Source organism: Acinetobacter sp. A22 (genome assembly GCF_030913345.1).
In the GTDB taxonomy this organism is placed as follows: domain Bacteria; phylum Pseudomonadota; class Gammaproteobacteria; order Pseudomonadales; family Moraxellaceae; genus Acinetobacter; species Acinetobacter junii.
On the sequence record NZ_CP133162.1, the window covers coordinates 2711497 to 2736892 of the forward strand.

Here is a 25396-nt window from a genome sequence, read left to right on the forward strand (position 1 = left end):
CAAATTGAATAACTGATGTGTTTAGGTTTTGTGATGTCAAATTTCTTGCCCGCCGAAGAACAGCTTGCTCTCATCCAACGAGGCACGCACGAGATTATTTCTGAAGAAGATTTATTGAAAAAACTCAAAGAGAATCGTCCACTACGTGTAAAAGCAGGCTTTGACCCTACGGCTCCTGATTTACATTTAGGACATACTGTTCTCATCAATAAGTTAAAAACCTTCCAAGATTTAGGGCATGAAGTCACATTCTTAATCGGTGACTATACTGCGATGATTGGTGACCCAACGGGTAAAAGTGCAACACGTCCGCCGTTGTCAAAAGAACAAGTCCTTGCCAATGCAAAAACATACCAAGAACAAGTCTTTAAGATCTTAGATCCAAATAAAACTAAAGTCCGTTTTAACTCAGAATGGTTCAATCAGAAGTCTGCTGCTGATTTGATCCAATTGGCGAGCCAACAAACCGTATCACGTATGTTAGAACGTGATGACTTTACTAAGCGCTATAACAATCATCAGCCTATTGCCATTCATGAGTTCTTATATCCATTAGTACAAGGTTATGACTCAATTGCGCTTGAAGCAGATGTTGAGTTAGGTGGTACAGACCAGACCTTTAACTTGTTAATGGGGCGCACCTTGCAAGGTCGTTATGGTCAAGAATCACAAGTGTGTATTACAGTACCTATTCTTGAAGGTTTAGATGGCGTAAATAAGATGTCTAAATCTTTAGGCAACTACATTGGCGTGTTCGACACACCAGGTGCAATGTATCAAAAAATATTGTCGATGCCAGATAGTTTAATTGAACGTTACTTTGATCTACTTAGCTTTAAGTCATTAGATGAAATTAAAGTTCTACTTGAGGAAATGGCTGCAGGTCGTAATCCACAAGAAATTAAACGCATCTTAGCACTTGAGCTTGTTGAACGTTTCCATGATGCAGAAGCAGCAGAAAATGCACATAAGAGTGCAGGGAATCGAATCACTGAAGGTGAAGTTCCTGAAGATACGCCTGAAGTAACCATTTCTCGTGCTGAATTTGGTGGTGAATTATTTATTGCAACTATTTTACGTGTGGCGGGTTTAAATCCGAATGCAGCATCAGCTAAAGATGCCGTTGGACGTGGTGCAGTTAAAGTCGATTGGAATGTTGTGGATATGAGTTTCTCTGTAAAAGAGAATGGAACTTATATTATTCAGTCTGGTAAAAAAGCCATCGCCCGTGTGACGTTTACTGACTAATACGGCAATGGAAAAAATAAAAAGCAGGCCATGAACCTGCTTTTTGTACATAAATAGATGATAAAAACAACGAAAACATCAGATTTGTAGAAAAAAGAAACATGCAAAAGAAAATAATAAAAAACAGGGTTGCAACCATACTGAAATACTGTAGAATGCACATCCATCGGCGGTGATGCGGATAAAAACTTGTTGAGAAACAAGGATTTGGCTAAAGTGGTTGGATTCTTGAGTTGGTTGATAAGTTTTAAAAATATCTAAATTGCCTGTTGACTTTAAAGAAATTTAGAGTAATATAGCCGACCTAGCTTGATGATGACGAATCATCGAGAAGATCATTAAGAGAATAGAAGAACAACTTGTGTGGATTTTTACTGGTTGATCGATCGAAATAATTTTCATTGATTGAATGGTAGAAATTTCTCGAAGTTTATTTGAGCGAATTTTTAGTCAGAAAATTGATGAGCCAGAATTAGCACCTTGTCTTAACTAAGGTGCAAAATGATTTTAACTGAAGAGTTTGATCATGGCTCAGATTGAACGCTGGCGGCAGGCTTAACACATGCAAGTCGAGCGGAGATGAGGTGCTTGCACCTTATCTTAGCGGCGGACGGGTGAGTAATGCTTAGGAATCTGCCTATTAGTGGGGGACAACATTCCGAAAGGAATGCTAATACCGCATACGTCCTACGGGAGAAAGCAGGGGATCTTCGGACCTTGCGCTAATAGATGAGCCTAAGTCGGATTAGCTAGTTGGTGGGGTAAAGGCCTACCAAGGCGACGATCTGTAGCGGGTCTGAGAGGATGATCCGCCACACTGGGACTGAGACACGGCCCAGACTCCTACGGGAGGCAGCAGTGGGGAATATTGGACAATGGGGGGAACCCTGATCCAGCCATGCCGCGTGTGTGAAGAAGGCCTTATGGTTGTAAAGCACTTTAAGCGAGGAGGAGGCTACTGAGACTAATACTCTTGGATAGTGGACGTTACTCGCAGAATAAGCACCGGCTAACTCTGTGCCAGCAGCCGCGGTAATACAGAGGGTGCGAGCGTTAATCGGATTTACTGGGCGTAAAGCGTGCGTAGGCGGCTTTTTAAGTCGGATGTGAAATCCCCGAGCTTAACTTGGGAATTGCATTCGATACTGGGAAGCTAGAGTATGGGAGAGGATGGTAGAATTCCAGGTGTAGCGGTGAAATGCGTAGAGATCTGGAGGAATACCGATGGCGAAGGCAGCCATCTGGCCTAATACTGACGCTGAGGTACGAAAGCATGGGGAGCAAACAGGATTAGATACCCTGGTAGTCCATGCCGTAAACGATGTCTACTAGCCGTTGGGGCCTTTGAGGCTTTAGTGGCGCAGCTAACGCGATAAGTAGACCGCCTGGGGAGTACGGTCGCAAGACTAAAACTCAAATGAATTGACGGGGGCCCGCACAAGCGGTGGAGCATGTGGTTTAATTCGATGCAACGCGAAGAACCTTACCTGGCCTTGACATACTAGAAACTTTCCAGAGATGGATTGGTGCCTTCGGGAATCTAGATACAGGTGCTGCATGGCTGTCGTCAGCTCGTGTCGTGAGATGTTGGGTTAAGTCCCGCAACGAGCGCAACCCTTTTCCTTACTTGCCAGCATTTCGGATGGGAACTTTAAGGATACTGCCAGTGACAAACTGGAGGAAGGCGGGGACGACGTCAAGTCATCATGGCCCTTACGGCCAGGGCTACACACGTGCTACAATGGTCGGTACAAAGGGTTGCTACACAGCGATGTGATGCTAATCTCAAAAAGCCGATCGTAGTCCGGATTGGAGTCTGCAACTCGACTCCATGAAGTCGGAATCGCTAGTAATCGCGGATCAGAATGCCGCGGTGAATACGTTCCCGGGCCTTGTACACACCGCCCGTCACACCATGGGAGTTTGTTGCACCAGAAGTAGGTAGTCTAACCGCAAGGAGGACGCTTACCACGGTGTGGCCGATGACTGGGGTGAAGTCGTAACAAGGTAGCCGTAGGGGAACCTGCGGCTGGATCACCTCCTTAACGAAAGATTGGTGACCGGTAAGAATCCACAACAAGTTGTTCTTCGAAGATGTATCTGAGGGTCTGTAGCTCAGTTGGTTAGAGCACACGCTTGATAAGCGTGGGGTCACAAGTTCAAGTCTTGTCAGACCCACCACTACTGACGAAGTGATGAATAATCACAAGCTGCTAGATAAAAAGATATGTCGTTCATTATGATTAAAGCTGGGGACTTAGCTTAGTTGGTAGAGCGCCTGCTTTGCACGCAGGAGGTCAGGAGTTCGACTCTCCTAGTCTCCACCAAATTCGAGGGTAAACAAAGCAACGCTTTGTCCGAGAATTTAAGCAAACAGCTATGCTGTGCGCAGGCACACATAGAACGAAGCTTAGAGCTAAAGATTACAGAACTTAGTAAGCAAATAGCTTCTTAACTTCTGTGATTTATCACAGTTTACTACGCACCGACGAGGTGGTAGTTAATCATTAACAGATTAGAAAATTGAGTCTGAAATAAATTGTTCACTCAAGAATTTAAGTTGATCGAAGTAATTTGATTGATTTAAACATATTGAGAACTAGCAAAAACACTGAATCAAGCGTTTTGGTATATGAATTTAGATTGAAGCTGTACGGTGATTAAGTTCACGAAACAACAAACTGGATGAGAGCGATGTAAGTTGAAAAACGAACATGGCAATCTGTCCTAACCTTACTTGTAAGGGTTAGCGACTGTTTGGGGTTGTATAGTCAAGTAATTAAGTGCATGTGGTGGATGCCTTGGCAGTCAGAGGCGATGAAAGACGTGATAGCCTGCGAAAAGCTCCGGGGAGGCGGCAAATATCCTTTGATCCGGAGATTTCTGAATGGGGGAACCCACCCGCTATAAGGCGGGTATCATAAACTGAATACATAGGTTTATGAAGCGAACGAGGGGAAGTGAAACATCTCAGTACCCTTAGGAAAAGAAATCAATTGAGATTCCCTTAGTAGCGGCGAGCGAACGGGGAGCAGCCCATTAAGTTATGTGTGTTTTAGTGGAACGCTCTGGGAAGTGCGAACGTAGAGGGTGATATTCCCGTACACGAAAGGGCACACATAATGATGACGAGTAGGGCGAGGCACGTGAAACCTTGTCTGAATATGGGGGGACCATCCTCCAAGGCTAAATACTCCTGACTGACCGATAGTGAACCAGTACCGTGAGGGAAAGGCGAAAAGAACCCCTGTGAGGGGAGTGAAATAGATCCTGAAACCGCATGCATACAAGCAGTGGGAGCCGACTTGTTCGGTGACTGCGTACCTTTTGTATAATGGGTCAGCGACTTATATTCAGTAGCGAGGTTAACCGAATAGGGGAGCCGTAGAGAAATCGAGTCTTAATAGGGCGTTTAGTTGCTGGGTATAGACCCGAAACCAGGCGATCTATCCATGAGCAGGTTGAAGGTTGGGTAACACTAACTGGAGGACCGAACCCACTGTCGTTGAAAAGCCAGGGGATGACTTGTGGATAGGGGTGAAAGGCTAATCAAGCCTGGTGATAGCTGGTTCTCCCCGAAAGCTATTTAGGTAGCGCCTCGGACGAATACCATTGGGGGTAGAGCACTGTTTCGGCTAGGGGGTCATCCCGACTTACCAAACCGATGCAAACTCCGAATACCAATGAGTACTATCCGGGAGACAGACTGCGGGTGCTAACGTCCGTAGTCAAGAGGAAAACAATCCAGACCGCCAGCTAAGGCCCCAAAATCATAGTTAAGTGGGAAACGATGTGGGAAGGCATAGACAGCTAGGAGGTTGGCTTAGAAGCAGCCACCCTTTAAAGAAAGCGTAATAGCTCACTAGTCGAGTCGGCCTGCGCGGAAGATGTAACGGGGCTAAAACTATGTGCCGAAGCTGCGGATGTATACTTTGTATACGTGGTAGGGGAGCGTTCTGTAAGCCGATGAAGGTGTATTGAGAAGTATGCTGGAGGTATCAGAAGTGCGAATGCTGACGTGAGTAACGACAAAACGGGTGAAAAACCCGTTCGCTGAAAGACCAAGGGTTCCAGTCCAACGTTAATCGGGGCTGGGTGAGTCGACCCCTAAGGCGAGGCCGAGAGGCGTAGTCGATGGGAAATTGGTTAATATTCCAATACTTCTGTGTAATGCGATGAGAGGACGGAGAAGGTTAAGTCAGCCTGGCGTTGGTTGTCCAGGTGGAAGACCGTAGGCATGCATCTTAGGCAAATCCGGGGTGCTCTATGCTGAGAGTCGATAGCAAGCTGTACTTGTACAGTGAAGTGGCTGATACCATGCTTCCAGGAAAAGTCTCTAAGCTTCAGTTACACAGGAATCGTACCCGAAACCGACACAGGTGGTCAGGTCGAGTAGACCAAAGCGCTTGAGAGAACTCTGCTGAAGGAACTAGGCAAAATGGTACCGTAACTTCGGGAGAAGGTACGCTGCTGACGGTGATGGGACTTGCTCCCTGAGCGGTTGGCAGCCGCAGAAACCAGGCCGCTGCAACTGTTTATTAAAAACATAGCACTCTGCAAACACGAAAGTGGACGTATAGGGTGTGATGCCTGCCCGGTGCTGGAAGGTTAATTGATGGGGTTAGCGTAAGCGAAGCTCTTGATCGAAGCCCCAGTAAACGGCGGCCGTAACTATAACGGTCCTAAGGTAGCGAAATTCCTTGTCGGGTAAGTTCCGACCTGCACGAATGGCATAATGATGGCGGCGCTGTCTCCAGCAGAGGCTCAGTGAAATCGAAATCGCTGTGAAGATGCAGTGTACCCGCGGCTAGACGGAAAGACCCCGTGAACCTTTACTGCAGCTTGACATTGAACTTTGACCTTACTTGTGTAGGATAGGTGGGAGGCTTTGAAGTTGGAACGCTAGTTCCAATGGAGCCGTCCTTGAAATACCACCCTGGTAATGTTGAGGTTCTAACTCTGTCCCGTAATCCGGGACGAGGACCATGTCTGGTGGGTAGTTTGACTGGGGCGGTCTCCTCCTAAAGAGTAACGGAGGAGTACGAAGGTGCGCTCAGCGTGGTCGGAAATCACGCGTAGAGTATAAAGGCAAAAGCGCGCTTAACTGCGAGACCCACAAGTCGAGCAGGTACGAAAGTAGGTCTTAGTGATCCGGTGGTTCTGTATGGAAGGGCCATCGCTCAACGGATAAAAGGTACTCTGGGGATAACAGGCTGATACCGCCCAAGAGTTCATATCGACGGCGGTGTTTGGCACCTCGATGTCGGCTCATCTCATCCTGGGGCTGAAGCAGGTCCCAAGGGTATGGCTGTTCGCCATTTAAAGAGGTACGCGAGCTGGGTTTAGAACGTCGTGAGACAGTTCGGTCCCTATCTACCGTGGGCGCTGGAAATTTGAGAGGATCTGCTCCTAGTACGAGAGGACCAGAGTGGACGAACCTCTGGTGTACCGGTTGTCACGCCAGTGGCATCGCCGGGTAGCTATGTTCGGAAGGGATAACCGCTGAAAGCATCTAAGCGGGAAGCCTACCTCAAGATAAGATTTCCCTAGGAATTTATTCCTCTAAAGAGCCGTTCGAGACTAGGACGTTGATAGGTTGGGTGTGGAAGCACGGTGACGTGTGAAGCTGACCAATACTAATTGCTCGTGAGGCTTGACTATACAACACCCAAACGGTTGTTGTATTCAAGATAAATTCAATACACAACTTGATTTAGTGTACAAACTAGTTACAATACAGACCAATTATCTAATCCGTTAATAACTCTTTGGATCGTAAGTAAGGCAAACATTATTAATTAATGTGAATAAGACCCGAAAACACCACAACAGTTTGCTGGCGACAATAGCAAGAGTGAACCACCTGATCCCTTCCCGAACTCAGAAGTGAAACCTCTTCGCGCTGATGGTAGTGTGGCGTTTGCCATGTGAGAGTAAGTCATCGCCAGCTTTTAATTCTAAAACACCCCCTCCGCTAATGCAGAGGGGGTGTTTTTTATTGCGCGAGAGATATTTAAGAGGAAATAGTGAGAAGAAAATAGGGTGGAATACATATGATTGAAAAGATATATAGTTTATAAAATCAAAATAGCGATAAATATTAAAAGTGCTGTGAATAATGACATAGAAGTTTTATTTGTTTGTGGAGCAAACTTGGGTGCCTAATATCTTACATGTATTACGACAGCTTGGCCGCGAGATGGGATTTCCCTTGCTGATAGCAGTTATTTGGACAATCTACAGTCTTGTAGTTGCTCCCGATAAGAGGAATTTGGTTAACGCCATCTCAATTTTTGGTCCCTCCTTTTTTTTAGCCTGTTGGGCGTTTGCGCAATGGTTTCGTGTAAAAAAGCAACAATCTGTTGAGAACGGATTTAGTGGTATCGTGCAGAAACAAGAGAGCTTACTGGACGAGCTAACAAAGGTGGCTGAGCGATTGGAAGGGTAAACTTCTGGTGGAAAGAGTGTCGGGTGGTTGATGCTTGTTAATCCGCAGGGTGGAGTCATTAGGAATATCACTGCCCATGTTGAGGGGGATTATCCTCTTATTGATGCCCACGCTAGTGTTCTGGATTTGGATAAAGTAAGTTTAGGAGTTGAGGAACTTAAGCGCACTGGTAATATGCATGACTTTTTCAAGCATCATGTGAAATTTAATTGCGGGACAGTGCAGCCAAATTTGGCTGTCATGCAAAACCAGATAGTGCCGTGTGATATGACTAAGTCATCAATTCGCTTCAAGATTGAGTGGACTGCCCGTAATGGGAGGTGGACTCAATATGTAGAGTTGAAACGCAAAGAAGGTGGATATGACTTTTATACTGCAGTACAACGTGGTGAGGAGTGGGTTTTCGAGAATCCTCTCAGAGACTCAATTCCCCAGCGTTCAGATGGTAAGCCAGATGTATTTTGGCATACTGACTGAGATTGCGGAGGCTATGGTCAGAAACAACATTTGAAGTTGAATAAACCAAAGCATATTTTAATTCACTTAACTCGGGTATAAGATTTCCATAAAATTTGAGATAGATACACTACAAAATTTAGATTTTAATTTTAGTTAGCACTAGAAAAAGGATCATTCCTTATGAAACTCAATTCATTCTCTCCACTCCCTGAAAACGATGATGAACTGCATCTTCCTGAGCTGGTCTATTGGGCATCCCTTGGTGATGTGGAACAAGTCGAGCAATTATTGGCTGACGGTATAGACCCAAACCAAACTGATGACGAAGGCTATAGTGCATTACAGGCTGCGGCTGAGAATGATCATTTGGCGGTGGTGAAGCTACTAGTGAGTAAAGGAGCAAATGTTGCGTATAAAGGCGAATATACTGCGCTGCAGCTTGCAGAAATGGCAGAGCATCGCGATGTAGTCGCGTATCTCAAAAGTCTTTAAATCACGCATAAAATGATAAATAAAAAGAAGCCCCATCATCCTGACGGGGCTTCTTAGTATTCAGTTTCTAGTCGTTTATATTCCTTATCAACGACCGCTTCCTGCGTATCTTGTTATTTTCAATGAGACTTCCTTTCTCTTTATGTTTTGTATGATAAGGCAAAGTTTTAAATTAAACTATTCGCCAATGACGACGATGGTTGTAGGCTTAAGCTTACATGGCAAATATATGCTTTATAATAAAAAAGCGGAATCATCAGACTCCGCTTTTTTATTAATTTGATTTAGAAATGAATGTCTAAACCAACATATGGCCCTTTAAAATCAAATTTAAGATCATTTTTTTCATAATCATCTAATTCGATGTTTAAAATACGGTAGCCTGCTTTTAAGCCAACATCGACCAATAAATTATCAATAAAGTTATATTGTAATTCTGCTTGGGCATCTGTGATTTTAGCATCATTAAAGTTGCTATATAACAATTCCGCTTTTGCGCTTAAACCTGTAAACGGTAGTTTGACCCCAGCTGAACCGTAGATCACTGGAATTGTTTTATCGATATCAGTTTTTGTTAAATTCAACGTTTTGACATCGCCATTCAAATTGGTTGCACCAAAACCAACATCTGCATTCACAACGTTATTGAGAATTTCATAATATAGAATGAAATCGGTATGATCGATATCTAAGTCATAAACAGGTTGACCTAAAACTTCATTTTCAGTTTGTGTTTTTAAATTCACATAACGGATTTTTGCATTTGGAATTAATGGAACAGGGTGTTCAACAGCAAGAGAAATTTGCGCAGCCCCTTTACGGTCAAGGTCTTGATCTTGAGCAGAAGTTTGGGTTGCCATGTTTGCTTTACCGTCGTATGCCCAGTAGCTCACATCACCTTTGACACCAATAACATCTGCTTGTGCTAAACCACAAAGGCTTGTTCCTAAAGCAAGCATCGATATTTTTAAAATTTTCATCGTATAGTCCTAGGGCTTGTTGAGAATTAACAAAGACTACTGATTAATTTATAATAGTACTATGGATAGATACATACTTACTGATGCCCAATGGGCAAAAATGGAACCTTTTTGCCTAGGTAAAGTGACCGATCGAGGTCGTAGTGGAAAAGATAATCGATTATTTTTAGAAGCAGTCCTATGGATTGCCCGTACAGGCAGTCCATGGCGTGATCTACCTGCTCATTTTGGTAAATGGAATACCGTCTTTAAAAGATACCGTGACTGGGTTAAAGCTGGTGTATTTGAAACTATTTTTGCATCTGTAAATGAAGATGTTGATTTGGAATACGCCATGATTGATGGAACGATTGTTAAAGTTCATCGACATGGGCAAGGTGCAAAAGGGGGACTTTCAAACAGTCTATAGGTAAATCTCGAGGTGGAATGACCTGTAAAATTCTTGCCTTAGTGGATAGTCTAGGCAACCTCATTAAGTTTCGATTAATGCCTGGTCAATATCACGATTTAGTAGAAACCAAACCTTTAATTGAAGATGTTGATTTTCAAGCATTACTAGCTGATAAAGCATTTGATGCAGATTGGCTCATCCAAGAACTCAATGAACGTAAAGTGAAAGTGGTGATCCCACCCAAATCTAATCGAAAAGTAATGAGAGCATTTGATACGACTATGTATAAATGGCGTCATCTCATTGAAAACTATTTCTGTAAGTTAAAAGAATTTAAACGTATAGCGATGCGTAGTTGTAAAACAGATACGAGTTTTGAAGCCATGATTCAATTGTGCGCGAGTGTAATTAACTCTCGGTAATTCTCAACAGACCCTAATTTATGAGCGTAAACCGTAATGAATTGTTGTGAATTCATCATAGATTGGGCGAATGATATAGTGATCTGTAAAATTATGCAGTAGTCTAATTTTAGTTTTTTGAAAAGAGAATAAGAAATGAAAGAGCAAGAAAACGTTGTTGAATATCCATTATATTTGGCTGGTAAAGCGGTAAAGACAGCAGTGTGGTTAGATGTACATCATAAATATCAGGCTCATGTTTTCGCACGAGTTGCTTTGGCTGATGCTAAAACACTAGAAAAGGCAATTGCATCAGCTGTTAAAGCTGAAGCTGAAATGGCTGCTTTAAAACCTTTTGAAAAACAAAAAATATTGTTGCATTGCGTGAAACGGTTCAATGAATTGCGTGGTGAATTGACTGAGATTTTGATTGCGGAAGGCGGCAAGCCTCGTGGTGCAGCAAGTGCTGAGGTTGAACGGCTGATTAATACCTTCCAATTGGCTGCGGATGCAGTGACTCAAATGGATGATGGTCGAATAATACCTTTAGCGGTCACACCAGCAGCTTCTCGTTATCGTGGGATGGTTAAACAGGTGCCGATTGGCGCAGTTTCCTTAATTAGTCCATTTAATTTTCCTTTGAATTTAGTGGCGCATAAGATTGCACCTGCGATTGCAGCGGGTTGTCCTTTTGTGCTGAAACCAGCAAGTTTAACGCCAATTAGTTCGCTTAAAATTGCAGAGATATTGGCTGAAACAGATTTGCCTAAAGGTTCATGGTCAGTATTGCCTTGTGATCGTCAAGCGGCGGATATTTTAGTTACGGATGATCGTTTTAAGTTGCTCAGCTTTACGGGTTCTGATCAAGTCGGCTGGGATATGAAAGCGAGAGCAGGTCGTAAAAAGGTTACGCTTGAATTGGGGGGTAATGCTGCGGTGATGATTGAGGCGGATGCAATCATTGATGATGCTTTGATTGACCGTTTAATTGGTGCAGCTTATGGTCATGCAGGTCAGATTTGTATCAGCGTGCAGCGGATTTTAGTGCATGCTGATATTTATGCGGATCTAAAAAAGAAATTAATCACAAAATTAAAAAAGATTAAAGTTGATGATCCAAGCTTAGCAACGACGTTGGTCGGTCCAATGATTAAAGAAGCTGAAGCGATTCGACTGAAAAAATGGATTGATAAAGCCGAAAAGAAAGGTGCAAAAATACTTGTTGGTGGTGTTTTAGATGGTGTTTGTTTTGAACCGACCTTATTGGAAAATGTTGATTCAACTTTAGAAATTTATAAAGATGAAGCATTTGGCCCTGTTGCCATTTTAGAAAAATATAAGGATTTCGAGCAAGGAATTGCAACAATTAATCAAAGTCGTTTTGGATTACAAGCAGGAGTTTATACACAAAATCTCAATAAAATGTTGTATGCATGGGACCATTTACATGTAGGAGGTGTAATTATCAATGATGTGCCAACCTTCCGTGTCGATAATATGCCGTATGGCGGTGTGAAAGACTCAGGCTTAGGTCGAGAGGGAATTCAATCCGCGATTCGAGATATGCAGGAAGAACGGTTGCTGGCGATCAAGCAATAGATTATTCAGGTAGACCTTGTGATTCTGCACCTAATAGTTTTCTGTATCTTAAATTTATCATTTGACTATAAGGTCAACTATTGACTGAGTTGAAAAATAATCAATCGCTCGAAAAGTGTGATTTTTTCGTCAGGAATTTACAGTAAAAAGAAATAAAAACAGGTATTGTTCAGCTATTAAAAGCAGAAAAACAAAATCCAATCTTTAAGGAAGATGGTTTGGTTTTTGCTTGTTTGTACATGGAAATAAGAGACCCACAAGGTTGAACTTTCATGCAAGCAAAACAAGATTTTTACGGTACTTTTCTCTCTGTTGGATAATAACAAGTGAACGCAGTTTGAAAAGTGCCACATGAATATATTAGGTGTTCTATGGCAGATTCTCGTGAAAACTGGACATCACGATCTGGTTTTATTATTGCAGCTGTAGGTTCAGCTGTAGGTTTAGGTAATATCTGGCGCTTTCCATATGTTGCCTATGAAAATGGTGGTGGTGCCTTTCTTATCCCGTATTTATTGGCACTTATCACTGCGGGTTTACCGCTTTTGTTTTTAGATTATGCCACAGGTCATCGTGCTCGTAATTCTCCACCGAAAGCTTATCGTTCTTTGTTTAAAGGCGGTGAAACATTAGGTTGGTGGCAAGTCTGTGTCTGTATTATCATCGGTTTATATTACGCTAGTGTTTTGACTTGGGCGGGAAGTTATATTTATTTCTCGATCGGGCAAGCGTGGGGTAGTGATCCTGAAAGCTTCTTCTTTAATACTTACCTACAAACTTCGAAAGCTTCAGGTTTTGATTTTCAGTTTGTTAGTCATCTATTCTGGCCAATTGTGGGAATTTGGGCATTAACACTCATCATTCTTTATGGTGGGGTTAAAAAAGGTGTTGAACTATCGAACAAGATTTTCATGCCTTTACTGTTCGTATTGTTCACTATCCTTGTTGTTCAATCTTTACGTTTACCTGGTGCGGTTCAAGGCTTAAATGCTTTCTTTACGCCAAACTGGGCAGCGATGATGGACTATAAAGTTTGGTTAGCAGCTTATGGTCATACGTTCTTCTCACTTTCTGTAGGTTTTGGGATCATGGTGACCTATGCATCTTACTTGAAGCCTAAAACTAACTTAACAGGCTCTGGTTTGATCGTTGGTTTTGCCAATGCATCGACTGAAATCCTTGCTGGTATTGGTATTTTTGCTGCACTCGGCTTTATGGCACATGCTGCGGGTACAGAAGTTAAAGATGTCGTAAGTGGTGGTATTGGTCTGGCATTTATTGCATTCCCTAAAATTATTTCAAGCTTAGGTGCAGGCGCAGACGTATTTGGTCTGTTGTTCTTCTCATCGTTGTTTGTTGCTGGTATTTCATCGATGGTGAGTATTCTTGAAGTGCCAATCGCAGCAATGCAGGATAAATTGAAATGGGGACGCAAGAAGGCAGTAACGATCATCGGTGGTGGTAGTGCGCTAGTTTCAGTGATTTTATTCTCAAGCGTTAATGCCATTAAGCTGGTGGATATTGTGGATCACTTCATCAATAACATCGGTATTATTGGCGGAGCATTGGTTTCTATCATTAGTATTGCTTGGTTTAAACGCTCTGCTTTGATTGAACTTCGTGATCATGTGAACCGTATTTCTACGATTCAGTTAGGTAAAGGTTGGGCGTTTACGCTTACTGTGATCACATCATTGATCCTGTTAACGACTTTGAGCATGACAGTGATTAACTTGATTAAGAACGGTTACGATACTTACAGTATGAGCTTACAAGGCGTGTTTGGATGGGGCAGTGTCATTTTCTGTGCTGTCGTTGCGCTCGTTTTAAGCAGAATGAAAGATCGCTAGGAGAATAAAATTATGAATACTTCAGCAATCGTAATGATGATTATTTCAATGGTGTTTTTATGGGGTGGACTCGCTTTGTCGATTCGCCACCTAATGAAGAATCCAGAAGATTTAGATGATGTTCTTGAAGAAGTTAAAGATCAGCATACGCTGTAATTGATTCTTAAAAAAAAGCAGGCTTTTAAGCCTGCTTTTTTATTACGCTTGTTTTTGGATATGACAATAATAGAAACCATCACCTGATTGATTTGAAGGCAACAGCTGACGACCATGGATCTGTTCTATACCCCAATCCGCAGAGATTTTAATTTCTTTTGCATCGGGATGGTCTGCAAAAAACTCGACCATCTGCTGCTCATTCTCGACTTTTAATATTGAGCAGGTGATATAAAGCAGCGTACCGTCAACTTTAAGCTGTTGCCACATCTGTCTCAAAATCTGTTGCTGTAAAGCCACGGTTTGTGCGATGTCTGTGGATTGTCTGAGCAAGCGAATATCAGGATGACGACGAATAACACCTGTTGCAGAACAAGGTGCATCCAGCACGATACAATCGACGGGTTCTGGTGCCTGCCATGTGGTGGCATCGGCTGCGATAATCTCCACTTCAGTTTGATCTAAGCCAAGACGTTCGATATTTTCAGAAACACGCAATAAACGTTTTGCATCATGATCTAATGCGATTAGCTTTTTAGGATTAAAGCGCTCAAGGATGTGTGCTGTCTTTCCACCTGGTGCAGCACAAGCATCAACCACCACTTTGCTATCTAGGTTCGGTAAAAGCGTGGCACACAATTGTGCATGTTCATCCTGAACAGAAAAGCCACCTTCTTCGAAACCTGGTAAATGGGTAATATTGCCCGTTTGTTCCAAAACAATACCAACGTCAGAAAGCATGCAAGGACGAGCATTAATCTGTTCTTCGTCCAAAATCTCTAAATATTCATCACGACTAACTTGGCGTTCATTGACGCGCAGGGTGAGTGGCGCGACTTGTTTTAAGGCTTGGCACAGATGCTCTGCTTGCTCAGGCCAATCTTTTTTGATTCGTTTGAATAACCAACTTGGTAAACCATGTGTATTATTCAAAGCTATTTGAAATTCATCTGTTTCACGTGAAACACGACGCAGAATCGCATTGACCAAACCACTCATTGGCTCGAAACCTAATTGCTTAGCAGCATTTACAGTTTCCGAAATTGCAGCATGTACAGGAATACGGGTACATAAAATTTGATATAAGCCAAGATATAAACAACTTTCTAATGCTTCATTGTCTAACGGTTTGGTGAGCAATGGTAAGGTAATGGCTTTTAATGAAAACCACTGGCGTAAACAACCTAAAGTCAGTTCGTGATATAAACCACGATCACGTTCAGAGACCATATTGATATGTTGATTCAATACAGAAGTCAAAGATTGCCCATTTTGAACAGCCAAAAGTGTTTTGATCACTTGCGCACGTAGATTCAAATTTTTTGTAGATGATTGATTCGATTGGCTCATGGGAGAATTTGTCCAAGATGTAATTTTTGAGTTTGGGCAATTTGTACAGGATTAAGCGCTTTACCCCCTGACCACTGTAAACTGGTTAAGCACACGACACTGTTTTCACCACAAGCGACATGTACGCCTTGCTTATCAATTGCAAGAATTTCACCTAATTGAGCATTTGCTTTACTGATCTCGGAGGGCATTGAACTCCAAACACGTAAAGCGTTATTTTCATCCAATTGAATAAAAGCCACAGGCCAAGGATTGAACGCACGAATATTGCGGTCGATTTGGATTGCAGTTTGTGTCCAATCAATACGTGCTTCTGATTTCACTAATTTATGTGCATAAACCGTCAGGGATTCATCTTGAGCTTCACGTTTGGCAATAAATGATTGCAAACTTTGCTCAGATTCAAGCACGGTACAAATGGCTTCAGCACCTTGAGTTGCCAACTTGTCATGCAAGCTTGCAGAGGTATCTTCTGCAGTAATTGGGCAATAGGTTTTGTACATCATATCGCCTGTGTCCAAACCTGCTGCCATTTGCATGATGGTGATGCCTGTTTCGGCATCTCCTGTTGCGATTGCACGTTGAATCGGAGCTGCTCCACGCCAACGAGGTAATAGAGAACCGTGAATGTTTAAACAACCGTATTTAGGTGTATCTAACACTGTTTGTGGCAAGATCAGACCGTAAGCAGCGACTACCATGACATCAGCACCCAAAGCTGCTAACTCTTGTTGAGCAGCTAAACCTTCTTCAGTTGACGCTTTAAAATGCAGCGGTTGAAAAACAGGTAAGCCATGTTCAAGTGCAAGTTGCTTTACAGGAGAAGGCGTAAGCTTTTGTCCGCGTCCTGATTTACGATCAGGTTGAGTGTAAACCGCAATAATCTGGTGTGGTGTTTTTAATAATGCCGCCAATGCGGTTGCCGCAAATTTAGGCGTACCAGCAAAAATGATCTTCACAAAGATAATCCACAGAAAATTTACCCCAAATTATAAGCCAAAAAGCCACTAGCCCCTAATTAGGTGAAAGGAATTGTCTTTGAACAAAAAAAGATAGGTTCGCTGGTCATCAGTTAAACGATAACTTGTAGTATGATGGGAAAAGCTCAGTATCATTTCGCCAGAGAGAATGTCCTATTCATCTCGAGCACAAACTTGTTGGGAATAAAAAATGCCTGATTATCGTTCGAAAACATCAACACATGGAAGAAATATGGCTGGCGCGCGCGGTTTATGGCGTGCGACAGGTATGAAAGATGAAGATTTTGGCAAACCTATTATTGCGGTCGTCAACTCATTTACCCAATTCGTTCCAGGTCACGTGCATCTTAAAGATTTAGGGCAACTGGTTGCACGAGAAATTGAAGCTGCTGGTGGTGTAGCGAAAGAATTTAATACCATCGCGGTAGATGATGGTATTGCGATGGGGCATGACGGCATGTTGTATTCATTGCCATCACGTGATTTGATTGCGGACTCAGTTGAATACATGGTAAATGCGCACTGTGCAGATGCGATGGTCTGTATCTCGAACTGTGACAAGATCACACCAGGAATGCTCATGGCGGCTATGCGCCTTAATATTCCAGTGGTTTTCGTTTCTGGCGGCCCAATGGAGGCGGGTAAAGTTAAATTCCGAGGTGATGAAAAAGCGATTGACCTTGTTGATGCGATGGTTGTTGCTGCTGATGAAAGCTATACCGATGAAGAAGTTGCTGCTTTCGAACGCTCTGCGTGTCCTACTTGTGGTTCATGTTCAGGTATGTTTACTGCAAACTCGATGAACTGTTTAACAGAAGCATTAGGTTTATCATTACCAGGCAATGGTTCAATTGTTGCAACTCATGCCAATCGTGAAAAATTATTCCTAAAAGCGGGTCGTTTAGTTGTTGAACTTGCGAAACGTTATTACGAACAGAATGATGACAGCATTTTGCCACGTTCAATTGCAACTAAAGCTGCGTTTGAAAATGCAATGACGCTTGATATTGCAATGGGTGGTTCAACCAACACTGTATTACATTTACTTGCAGCTGCACATGAAGCTGAAGTTGATTTTACAATGGATGATATTGACCGCTTGTCTCGCCAAGTACCAGTGTTGTCTAAAGTTGCACCTGCAAAATCTGATGTACATATGGAAGATGTGCATCGTGCGGGCGGTATTATGGCGATCTTAGGTGAGCTTGATCGTGCCAATCTACTGAATACTTCATGCCCAACCGTACATGAAAAAACACTGAAAGATGCTTTAGATAAGTGGGATATTATTCGCACTGAAGATCCTGATGTTTATGAGTTCTATCGCTCTTCTCCAGGCGGTGTTCCTACGCAAGTAGCATTCTCACAAAACCGTTATTATTCAACGCTTGATGGTGACCGTGAGAAAGGCGTAATCCGTAATGCGGAACATGCTTTCTCTAAAGACGGTGGTTTGGCTGTACTTTACGGTAACATCGCATTAGATGGTTGTATCGTTAAAACAGCGGGTGTAGATGAATCGATTCTGAAATTCACCGGCACAGCACGTGTTTTTGAAAGCCAAGATTCAGCGGTTGAAGCAATCTTAGATCATAAAATCGTTGCAGGTGACATTGTTGTGATTCGCTACGAAGGTCCACGCGGTGGTCCAGGTATGCAAGAAATGTTGTATCCAACAAGCTACTTGAAATCAAAAGGTTTAGGTAAAGACTGCGCTTTGATTACGGATGGTCGTTTCTCTGGTGGTTCTTCAGGCTTATCAATTGGTCACGTGTCTCCTGAAGCTGCTGAAGGCGGTGCGATTGGATTGGTTGAAGATGGCGATACCATTGAAATCGATATTCCAAATCGTACGATTCACTTGAATGTAGATGATGCAACGATGGCTCATCGTCGTACGGTTCAAGAAGCGAAAGGCTGGCATCCAGCTGAAGAGCGCAAGCGTAAAGTTTCTAAATCACTTAAGATTTATGCAATGCACTCTACGAGCGCAGCAAAAGGCGCCGTTCGCGTTCTGTAATTCTGATCGCCCCTTAAAGCGGCGAGATCCCTCTTACAATAAAAGGGGGATTTTTTTTTGATTTTATTAGATACTGAAGATAATTTTTGCTGACGTATAAATTGATACGTGAGTACAATTTCATTCACTTACAGATTTTATGACCATTAGAGGCTATCGACATGTCTTTGTTACGTCGTTGGTTTGATCCCATCCGATCGCGTTGGTTTTACCAAAAACCTTCTCGTCAGGCGGAATTACCCACGGAACAGGGTTTAAGCATTTATCTTCGTTTAGACGATGTTTATAGTTATCTTGCGGTACAACAACTGGATCAGTTGAATGAGATTTTGAGTGACGAACTCAAACCATTAAAGGTGATTATATCTAGACAGGGTGCAGAACCCCCAAATGGAATGACAGCCGAAGATTGGCTTCAATATTGTCTAAATGATGCCAAGATTCTAGCAAAACAGCATCGTTTTGGATTTGACGATACACCTGAAATACCAACAGCAGAAGCCTTACAACAAGCAGAAACAATTCTAAGAAATACGCCATTAAGAGAACAAAATTTTTTACATTTACTAGAAGATGTCTTTCATATGCTTTGGCAGCAGCAATATGGAAAATTACGTACTTTGCATGCTATGGCCAGCAAGCATCAAACTCCACAAAATTACCCAGAACGCATTTTTAAAGATGTGCCAGTGATTGCTAGCTATTTCGAATTTGGTGAGCGTAAGTATCAAGCTGTTGATGATTTATTACGTTTGACCCGCCGTTTAAAACAACAAAAACTACTTACGGGTAATCCCATCTTTTTGATTAATCATATTGAGTGGCGAGAGCATTTAATCAATGACGGTGAGTCTATAACTGAAGTTCAAGGTTTGCATCCAGAGCTGGATTTATATATCGCTCTTGAAGATCCAATGAGCTGGCTATTACTCGCCTACATCAAAGAAGAACTGGCAAATTATTACAATATCCAATTAAGCGTGTATCCATTAAGTTATCACGGACGTGATTGGTTTGATTGGAGTTTGGCAACACGAGTGTCTAAGCGGACACAAGTTGCATTTACACCTTTTTGTCGACCAACCAAAGAGGCAACCTATGAAATGGCAAAATTGTTTTATAGCGTCCCTGTTGAGCAACAAGTCGACTGCATGCATGAGATTTTAGAAGCGGTTTGGACACGTGGAAAAGATTTATCCTTTAAGGCGCATTTTCAAAAAATGCAAAAGCGTTTGGATATTGACCAACTGACTGAACAAGATGTTGAACAATGCTTAAAGCAAAATGATGTTCTGTGTCAGGAAAAGCATCAACCTGATTTTCCAGTCTTAGAGTTTCGTATAGACGGACAAACTTATGTGTTTAATAGTTTGTATCGAGTGTGGATGATTGAAAGCATTATTAGTAATGTTTTAGAAGAAAAGTATAAACAACAAAGCCAAGAGTAACTTTGAGCATTTTAATACTGAACAATAAAAAAGGAAAAAATGATGGGAACGTGGTCACATGAATCGTTTGGAAATGACACTGCAAATGACTGGGCATACGAACTAGAGGATGCGACAGACTTTGCAGTGATTGAGGCTGCTTTACAGGTGGCACTTGATGAGGGCGATGAGTATTTAGATGCTGATTTAGCGATGGAAGCCATTGCTGCGGTTGAAGTCATTGCAAAGCGTCTTGGCGAAGGGACTCAATCCGATGTTTACACTGAGAAAGTAGATCAATGGTTAGAAACCATTTCGGAGCAACCAAGTGATGATCTGTTGTCATTGGCGAAGCGTGTTTTGGAACGAATAGTTGCTGATGATTCTGAACTCAAGGAATTGTGGCTAGAGTCCGATGAATATGAGTTATGGTTGGGGAACATTCAGCAGTTAAATGATGCTTTACAGTAAAAAAGGCAGCTCATGCTGCCTTTGATAATTAAATTTTTATTTTTTTAGGCTAAACAGAACATTTAGAAAGATAGCGGCGAAGGTTGCTGTACCAATTCCACCTAAGTTAAAGCTTCCGAATAATAACTCGAAATTACCCGCACCCAAGATAATTGTCACAGATGCAACGATCAGATTTTTATTATTAGAGAAGTCGACTTTGTTTTCGATCCAGATTTTTGCGCCAGCAATAGTAATTAAACCAAAGACCACAATTGAGGCACCCGTAAGTAGCGCGGTAGGAATTGTGCTGATCACGGCACCAAATTTTGGTGATAGACCTAAAAAGATTGCAAAGACACCAGCGATTACAAAGACGATGGTTGAATAAACACGGGTAACAGCCATGACACCGATATTTTCACCGTAAGTCGTCATCCCTGGTGCACCCACACCACCTGATAACGTGGTTGCTAAACCATCGGCAACAAATGCTTTACCTAGTTGAGGGGTTAGGTCTTCGCCTGTCATTGCACCCACTGCTTTGATATGACCTAAGTTTTCTGCAACTAAAATTAATGCAACAGGTGCAATAATTAACATGGCATTCATATCAAAAGTAGGATGAGAAAAGCTTGGAATACCAAACCATGGTGCTGCCGCGATTTGTGAAAAATCGATTGGTTTTCCAAATCCAAGCACATTCGTCACGATGACGTAAATGGCATAGGCAATCAGTAAACCTACCAACAGTAATAAACGCTGTAATAAGCCTTTGGTAAATACCGCGATAACACCCATGCTCAGCACAGTGATGAGCGCCATCCACATTTCAAAAGGCTGACCTGCAACGCCTTTGATTGTTACTGGGGCAAGGTTTAAACCAATGATCATTACGATCGCACCTGTTACAACAGGTGGCATTAATTTTTCAATCCAACGTGTGCCTGTCAACATGACGGCAAAGCCAATTAAAGCATACAAGATACCGCAAGCAACGATACCTCCAAGTGCAACTGATAGATTCGGGTTTGCACCAGAGCCCGTGATGTGACCTGTAGCGGCTGCAACCACACCAATAAACGCAAAACTTGAACCGAGATAACTCGGTACACGTCCACCTGTGATCAAGAAGAAGATAATCGTACAAATCCCTGACATTAAAATCGCGAGATTTGGATTAAAACCCATCAGCAATGGCGCAAGAACAGTTGCTCCAAACATTGCAAATGCGTGTTGTACCCCGAGTACCGCGCTTTGTAAGGGCGGTAAATATTCGTTTGTCGCAACAGGGCGATGATCAATCTTCCCCTGATACGGCTGCCATTTTGGAAACCAATTTGACATAAAGTAGACTCATTATGTGATATCAGCGCGTATGATACCCTGTCTTAAATTATGCTTTCATCTATTGGTCATTGATCTGAATGAACGCAAATGGTCATAAATTTCATATTTTTACCTTTTGGTAAAATATATATGTAAATAAACTTTAGAATTCATTGTTGATTTTGCTTGTTGTATTTGCAAAATAGCTCAATTTAATTTTTAAAATAAATTTAAAAAAATTTTGTCCGGTTGGCATATTTTGCCAATTTAACCCTCATCAAACTGAATTATTTGATGAGGGTTAGACATAGAGAATGATTAACCTGTATTGCGAAGCCCTGCGGCAATACCTGCAATACTCACCATTAAGGCATGATCAACAGGTGTATGTTCTGTTTGATGCTCAGCTAAATATAAACGACGACGTTTCATCAACTCAGCTTGCAACAAATGAAGTGGCAATAGATAAGGTTTTCTAACCTGCATCGACTGATCTAAGACCTCATTATTGCTCAGAAGTTTAGACTCACCTTTCAGATTCAAAAGTGTATCAACCGCATTTTGTAATCGTTGTCTTAACTCTATTCCGAGTGCTTTGAGGTCCTGATCATCAGTCAAATGAGATTCGTAATACAACGCAATGTCTGCATCTGATTTAGACAATACCATTTCCAACATATCAATTAAGGTTTGGAAATACGGCCACTGATCTAGCATGTCATTGAGCGTATTTTTATGTTGTTCATGCACTTGATTAATTGCGGTGCCAGTTCCCAGCCAAGCGGGCAACATCAAACGAATTTGTGTCCAAGCAAATACCCATGGAATTGCACGTAAGGATTCGATGCCACCACTGACTTTTCGTTTTGCTGGGCGTGATCCCAATGGCAGCATTTGCAGCTCTAATTCTGGTGTAACCGTACGCAAATAACTCACAAAATTTGGATTCTCACGAACCGTTTGGCGATATACCTTAACGGAGAGATCCGTCATCTGATTCATCAAATCACGCCATTCTTTCTTAGGTTCTGGCGGTGGTAATAAAGTCGCTTCTAAGGTCGCAGCAGTATAGATTTCCAAGTTTTGTAAGGCAATCCCTTCTAAACCAAATTTAAAGCGGATCATTTCACCTTGCTCAGTGACACGAATAGCACCTGAGATTGAGCCTGGTGGTTGAGAAAAGAGTGCTTGTTGGGTTGGAGCACCGCCACGACTGATTGAACCACCACGACCATGGAATAGGGTTAATTGCACATCATGTTTTTTTGCAACCGCGGTGAGTTCTTCTTGTGCACGATATTGAGCCCAATTTGCTGACATAAAGCCTGCATCTTTGGCAGAGTCAGAATAACCAATCATCACTTCATGTTTGCCATGGATATGCTGCTTGTACCAATGCATATTAAACAAGGTATCCATGGTTTTGGCAGCGCCGTCCAAATCTTTCAAGGTTTCGAACAATGGCACGACACGCAGAGGATTTTGAATGCCCGCTTCTTTTTGCAAGAGCAATACAGCCAACACATCACTAGGATATTCAGCCATTGAAATGATATAAGCCCCTAAACTCTCTGCTGGTTGCTCAGCTAGAGTACGCATAGTGGCAAACACTTCGAGCACATCTGGATGTTGAATGAGACTACCTTCTGGCTCATTCAAATACTTAGGTAATAATGGACGTTTACTTTGTAATTCCTGAATCAAGAAGTTTTGACGCGCTTGTTCTGTCCACGATTCGAAATTACCCAAACCTAAATATTCCGTAATCGCAGAAATGGCTTGACGATGACGACCTGATTCTTGGCGGATATCGAGTTTGAGTAGTTCAATTCCGAAACAATTCACACGATAGATAAAATCGAGCAGTTGTCCGTTGGCGATTTCAGCAAGGTTACTGTCCACAAGGGAGCGATAGCAAAGCAGAAGAGGAGCCAATAATTCATCTTTATTTCGAATGATATTGCTATCGTCGGCATCCAAACCTTGTAAACGTTGACCTAAACAATAACGTGTTGCTTTAAGTCGTTCACGGGTAATGCGTAGATATTCACGGTATGGCTCAGGATGTTCATAACCTAAAGCTTCACTAAGCTCTTTAGAACAATTTTGGATAGAAAGTTCCCAACGTAGATTTTCAATATCTCGGAGGTATAAATCTGCAGCTTGCCAACGCGATAACCACAGGACTTCCTGTGTCACTTGATGAGTGACATTCGGATTACCATCGCGGTCGCCACCCATCCATGAGGCAAAACGGATCGGTGCTATGCTGAGAGGCAAAGCTTGCAGGCAATGCTGTTGTGTTAATTCATTTAATTCACGAATAAATTTAGGTACAGCATTCCATAACGTTTGTTCAATCGTTGCAAACCCCCATTTTGCTTCATCTACAGGCGTCGGGCGGTGTTGACGGATTTCATCGGTTTGCCATGCAGAGGTGACTAGCTGTTTGAGTGTGGCGATGGTCTGTTGACGTTCACGAGGCGTTAATTTCTTTTGATCAAGCTGTGATAGACAATCCGTAATATCATCATATTTTTGGATCAGGGTACGACGACTAACTTCTGTTGGATGCGCTGTCAGTACTAGCTCAATTTTTAGATCGCAAATTTGTTGAAATAATTGCTGTTCAGAAATTTGCTGATTTTTAAATTTTTCAAACAGGTGAGTGAGCGGATTGGGGCTAGGCGCATGCTCGTCAAACTCCGCATGACGTCGACTACGTACCACGTGATATTGTTCAGCAATATTAGCGAAGTTAAGAAAATGTGAGAATGCTCGTGTTAAAGGCAAAATCTCCTCATCTTTTAGCCCAAGAAAAAGCTGTTCTAACTGCTTCTCTGCTTCTATTTGACCGTCACGTGCGCCTTTTGCTAAAGCGCGAATTTGCTCAATTTGATTAAACAAATCTTGCCCAGCATGTAGTTTTAATGTTTCGCCGAGTAAGTTGCCCAATAAACGGACGTCTTCTCGTAATGGAGCTGTGATTTGTTGAATCATTCTATTTCTCCTGATGTTCTCATTCGACTATAACGCGATTGAGAGACAATCCAAGAGCAGAACGTAAAAAATGTGAATTTTATTTAATTTTTGGGTTGATATTTAAGCAAAAAAAGCTCAATCGCTTGTTGAATCATCTGATCGATTTCATTCGCGGTCGGCACTTCATCCAATCCGAGTAGAACTCGGTAATGACGTAAGCCCAACATTAAAGACACGAATAATTCAGTTTGTTTTAAAGGATCGTCAGCACGAATAAATTTAAGTGCAATTGCCTGCTCAAAAAAATTACACCAAACATTGCTCATACGTGTATGTGAAGCATCGAAAAACTGCTGTGTTAAAGGGCTTTGTTCTGCTGCGAGTTCGAACAATAAACGATCAAGTTTTAATGCCTCAGGAAGATAAATAATAGTTAAAGCACGATGGCACATCAGATAGAGTGCTTGTGTAAAATTGGTTTCTGCCGTGAGAATGATTTCTTTAGCACAAATAGATTCTTCACAGGTTTCTTCAATTGCACAGATAAATAAATTGGCTTTGTCTTGAAAGTGGTTATACACGGTCAGTTTCGTGACGCCTGCTTCTTTGGCAATTTGATTCATGTTGGCAGCGTGATACCCCATTTTCAGGAAAAGAGATTTCGCAGCCTGTAAAATTTTAGCTCTTTTTTCCAAATCTTTAGGGCGACCACTACTGTTTTGCACGTTATCGTTCTCTTTTAATTAAATTAAAAATCAAATAAATAACTTTAATTTTTAATTAGTGTACTCATGGGTATATTAATTAAAAAATAAACAATTTATCATGATATTC

At 42.1% G+C, this 25396-nt stretch carries 16 protein-coding genes, 2 tRNA genes, 3 rRNA genes and 1 pseudogene; 16 read left to right on the plus strand and 6 right to left on the minus strand.

All coding sequences use genetic code 11. The features are described 5' to 3' along the window. Positions 1 to 15 precede the first annotated feature (15 nt). The 9 genes from tyrS (at position 16) to Q9Q86_RS13245 (ending at position 8647) form a co-directional block, all read left to right on the plus strand. Entirely contained in the window at positions 16 to 1248 is a 1233-nt protein-coding gene (gene tyrS / locus Q9Q86_RS13205; RefSeq protein ID WP_005404005.1) for a tyrosine--tRNA ligase, read from the plus strand. 508 nt (positions 1249 to 1756) lie between these two features. Then, a 16S ribosomal RNA gene (locus Q9Q86_RS13210) occupies positions 1757 to 3293 on the plus strand. A gap of 59 nt (positions 3294 to 3352) precedes the next feature. Next, positions 3353 to 3429: transfer RNA gene (locus Q9Q86_RS13215), tRNA-Ile, on the plus strand. A gap of 70 nt (positions 3430 to 3499) precedes the next feature. Further along, positions 3500 to 3575: transfer RNA gene (locus tag Q9Q86_RS13220), tRNA-Ala, on the plus strand. A 442-nt stretch (positions 3576 to 4017) separates the two neighbouring features. Further along, positions 4018 to 6909 (plus strand): 23S ribosomal RNA (locus tag Q9Q86_RS13225). 174 nt (positions 6910 to 7083) lie between these two features. Continuing rightward, positions 7084 to 7198: ribosomal RNA gene (gene rrf / locus Q9Q86_RS13230) — 5S ribosomal RNA — on the plus strand. Together the 16S, 23S and 5S rRNA genes with 2 tRNA genes alongside form the textbook arrangement of a ribosomal RNA operon. Positions 7199 to 7405: 207 nt before the next feature. After that, complete coding sequence (locus Q9Q86_RS13235; protein ID WP_112987707.1) at positions 7406 to 7696, plus strand: hypothetical protein; 291 nt, start codon at positions 7406 to 7408, stop codon at positions 7694 to 7696. A 267-nt stretch (positions 7697 to 7963) separates the two neighbouring features. Further along, entirely contained in the window at positions 7964 to 8173 is a 210-nt protein-coding gene (locus Q9Q86_RS13240) for a hypothetical protein (RefSeq protein ID WP_146751492.1), read from the plus strand. A gap of 162 nt (positions 8174 to 8335) precedes the next feature. Beyond that, entirely contained in the window at positions 8336 to 8647 is a 312-nt protein-coding gene (locus tag Q9Q86_RS13245) for an ankyrin repeat domain-containing protein (protein ID WP_112987705.1), read from the plus strand. Between the two features lie 284 nt (positions 8648 to 8931). Here Q9Q86_RS13245 and Q9Q86_RS13250 read toward each other — a convergent pair whose 3' ends face one another. Next, complete coding sequence (locus Q9Q86_RS13250) at positions 8932 to 9627, minus strand: TIGR04219 family outer membrane beta-barrel protein (RefSeq protein ID WP_112987704.1); 696 nt, start codon at positions 9625 to 9627, stop codon at positions 8932 to 8934. 100 nt (positions 9628 to 9727) lie between these two features. Here Q9Q86_RS13250 and Q9Q86_RS13255 point away from each other — a divergent pair. From Q9Q86_RS13255 to Q9Q86_RS13270, 4 genes and pseudogenes are all read left to right on the plus strand, one after another. Beyond that, positions 9728 to 10440: pseudogene (locus tag Q9Q86_RS13255) on the plus strand (IS5 family transposase). A 135-nt stretch (positions 10441 to 10575) separates the two neighbouring features. Beyond that, on the plus strand, positions 10576 to 12018 hold the full coding sequence (locus tag Q9Q86_RS13260; protein ID WP_112986332.1) for an aldehyde dehydrogenase family protein: 1443 nt from the start codon (positions 10576 to 10578) through the stop codon (positions 12016 to 12018). A 371-nt stretch (positions 12019 to 12389) separates the two neighbouring features. Further along, the gene (locus Q9Q86_RS13265) at positions 12390 to 13868 is read left to right on the plus strand and encodes a sodium-dependent transporter (RefSeq protein WP_004910343.1); all 1479 of its coding nucleotides are present in this window, start codon (positions 12390 to 12392) and stop codon (positions 13866 to 13868) included. A gap of 12 nt (positions 13869 to 13880) precedes the next feature. Further along, positions 13881 to 14024: a methionine/alanine import family NSS transporter small subunit gene (locus tag Q9Q86_RS13270; RefSeq protein ID WP_004910340.1), complete on the plus strand. Its 144-nt coding sequence runs from the start codon at positions 13881 to 13883 to the stop codon at positions 14022 to 14024. Between the two features lie 42 nt (positions 14025 to 14066). Here the strand turns inward: Q9Q86_RS13270 and rsmB are convergent, their stop codons facing one another. Next, a complete protein-coding gene (gene rsmB / locus Q9Q86_RS13275) occupies positions 14067 to 15374 on the minus strand; it encodes a 16S rRNA (cytosine(967)-C(5))-methyltransferase RsmB (RefSeq protein ID WP_112986331.1) in 1308 nt (435 codons plus the stop codon). Continuing rightward, positions 15371 to 16333 carry a methionyl-tRNA formyltransferase gene (gene fmt, locus Q9Q86_RS13280; RefSeq protein ID WP_112986330.1) on the minus strand — a complete coding sequence of 321 codons (963 nt, stop codon included), beginning with the start codon at positions 16331 to 16333 and terminating at the stop codon, positions 15371 to 15373. The genes rsmB and fmt overlap by 4 nt, the downstream gene beginning before the upstream one ends. 211 nt (positions 16334 to 16544) lie before the next feature. Here fmt and ilvD point away from each other — a divergent pair, with 211 nt between their 5' ends. The 3 genes from ilvD (at position 16545) to Q9Q86_RS13295 (ending at position 20272) form a co-directional block, all read left to right on the plus strand. After that, complete coding sequence (ilvD, locus tag Q9Q86_RS13285; protein ID WP_004951068.1) at positions 16545 to 18374, plus strand: dihydroxy-acid dehydratase; 1830 nt, start codon at positions 16545 to 16547, stop codon at positions 18372 to 18374. Between the two features lie 161 nt (positions 18375 to 18535). Beyond that, a complete protein-coding gene (locus tag Q9Q86_RS13290) occupies positions 18536 to 19822 on the plus strand; it encodes a hypothetical protein (protein ID WP_004951069.1) in 1287 nt (428 codons plus the stop codon). 42 nt (positions 19823 to 19864) lie between these two features. Then, entirely contained in the window at positions 19865 to 20272 is a 408-nt protein-coding gene (locus tag Q9Q86_RS13295; RefSeq protein WP_005403485.1) for a DUF4259 domain-containing protein, read from the plus strand. Positions 20273 to 20308: 36 nt separating this feature from the next. Here the strand turns inward: Q9Q86_RS13295 and Q9Q86_RS13300 are convergent, their stop codons facing one another. The 3 genes from Q9Q86_RS13300 to Q9Q86_RS13310 form a co-directional block, all read right to left on the minus strand. Beyond that, positions 20309 to 21598 (minus strand): solute carrier family 23 protein, encoded by a 1290-nt coding sequence (locus Q9Q86_RS13300; protein WP_005403484.1) that lies wholly within the window; start codon positions 21596 to 21598, stop codon positions 20309 to 20311. 300 nt (positions 21599 to 21898) lie between these two features. Next, entirely contained in the window at positions 21899 to 24580 is a 2682-nt protein-coding gene (gene ppc, locus Q9Q86_RS13305) for a phosphoenolpyruvate carboxylase (RefSeq protein ID WP_112986329.1), read from the minus strand. A gap of 83 nt (positions 24581 to 24663) precedes the next feature. Further along, complete coding sequence (locus Q9Q86_RS13310; protein ID WP_112986328.1) at positions 24664 to 25287, minus strand: TetR/AcrR family transcriptional regulator; 624 nt, start codon at positions 25285 to 25287, stop codon at positions 24664 to 24666. Between the last annotated feature and the right edge of the window lie 109 nt (positions 25288 to 25396).

Excerpts from the sequence above, each read along its gene's own strand:
- tyrS (WP_005404005.1), top strand. The coding sequence starts at position 16 with ATGTGTTTAGGTTTTGTGATGTCAAATTTCTTGCCCGCCGAAGAACAG.
- Q9Q86_RS13240 (WP_146751492.1), top strand. The coding sequence starts at position 7,964 with ATGACTAAGTCATCAATTCGCTTCAAGATTGAGTGGACTGCCCGTAAT.
- Q9Q86_RS13245 (WP_112987705.1), top strand. The coding sequence starts at position 8,336 with ATGAAACTCAATTCATTCTCTCCACTCCCTGAAAACGATGATGAACTG.
- Q9Q86_RS13250 (WP_112987704.1), bottom strand. The coding sequence starts at position 9,627 with ATGAAAATTTTAAAAATATCGATGCTTGCTTTAGGAACAAGCCTTTGT.
- Q9Q86_RS13260 (WP_112986332.1), top strand. The coding sequence starts at position 10,576 with ATGAAAGAGCAAGAAAACGTTGTTGAATATCCATTATATTTGGCTGGT.
- Q9Q86_RS13265 (WP_004910343.1), top strand. The coding sequence starts at position 12,390 with ATGGCAGATTCTCGTGAAAACTGGACATCACGATCTGGTTTTATTATT.
- Q9Q86_RS13270 (WP_004910340.1), top strand. The coding sequence starts at position 13,881 with ATGAATACTTCAGCAATCGTAATGATGATTATTTCAATGGTGTTTTTA.
- rsmB (WP_112986331.1), bottom strand. The coding sequence starts at position 15,374 with ATGAGCCAATCGAATCAATCATCTACAAAAAATTTGAATCTACGTGCG.
- ilvD (WP_004951068.1), top strand. The coding sequence starts at position 16,545 with ATGCCTGATTATCGTTCGAAAACATCAACACATGGAAGAAATATGGCT.
- Q9Q86_RS13290 (WP_004951069.1), top strand. The coding sequence starts at position 18,536 with ATGTCTTTGTTACGTCGTTGGTTTGATCCCATCCGATCGCGTTGGTTT.
- Q9Q86_RS13295 (WP_005403485.1), top strand. The coding sequence starts at position 19,865 with ATGGGAACGTGGTCACATGAATCGTTTGGAAATGACACTGCAAATGAC.
- Q9Q86_RS13300 (WP_005403484.1), bottom strand. The coding sequence starts at position 21,598 with ATGTCAAATTGGTTTCCAAAATGGCAGCCGTATCAGGGGAAGATTGAT.
- ppc (WP_112986329.1), bottom strand. The coding sequence starts at position 24,580 with ATGATTCAACAAATCACAGCTCCATTACGAGAAGACGTCCGTTTATTG.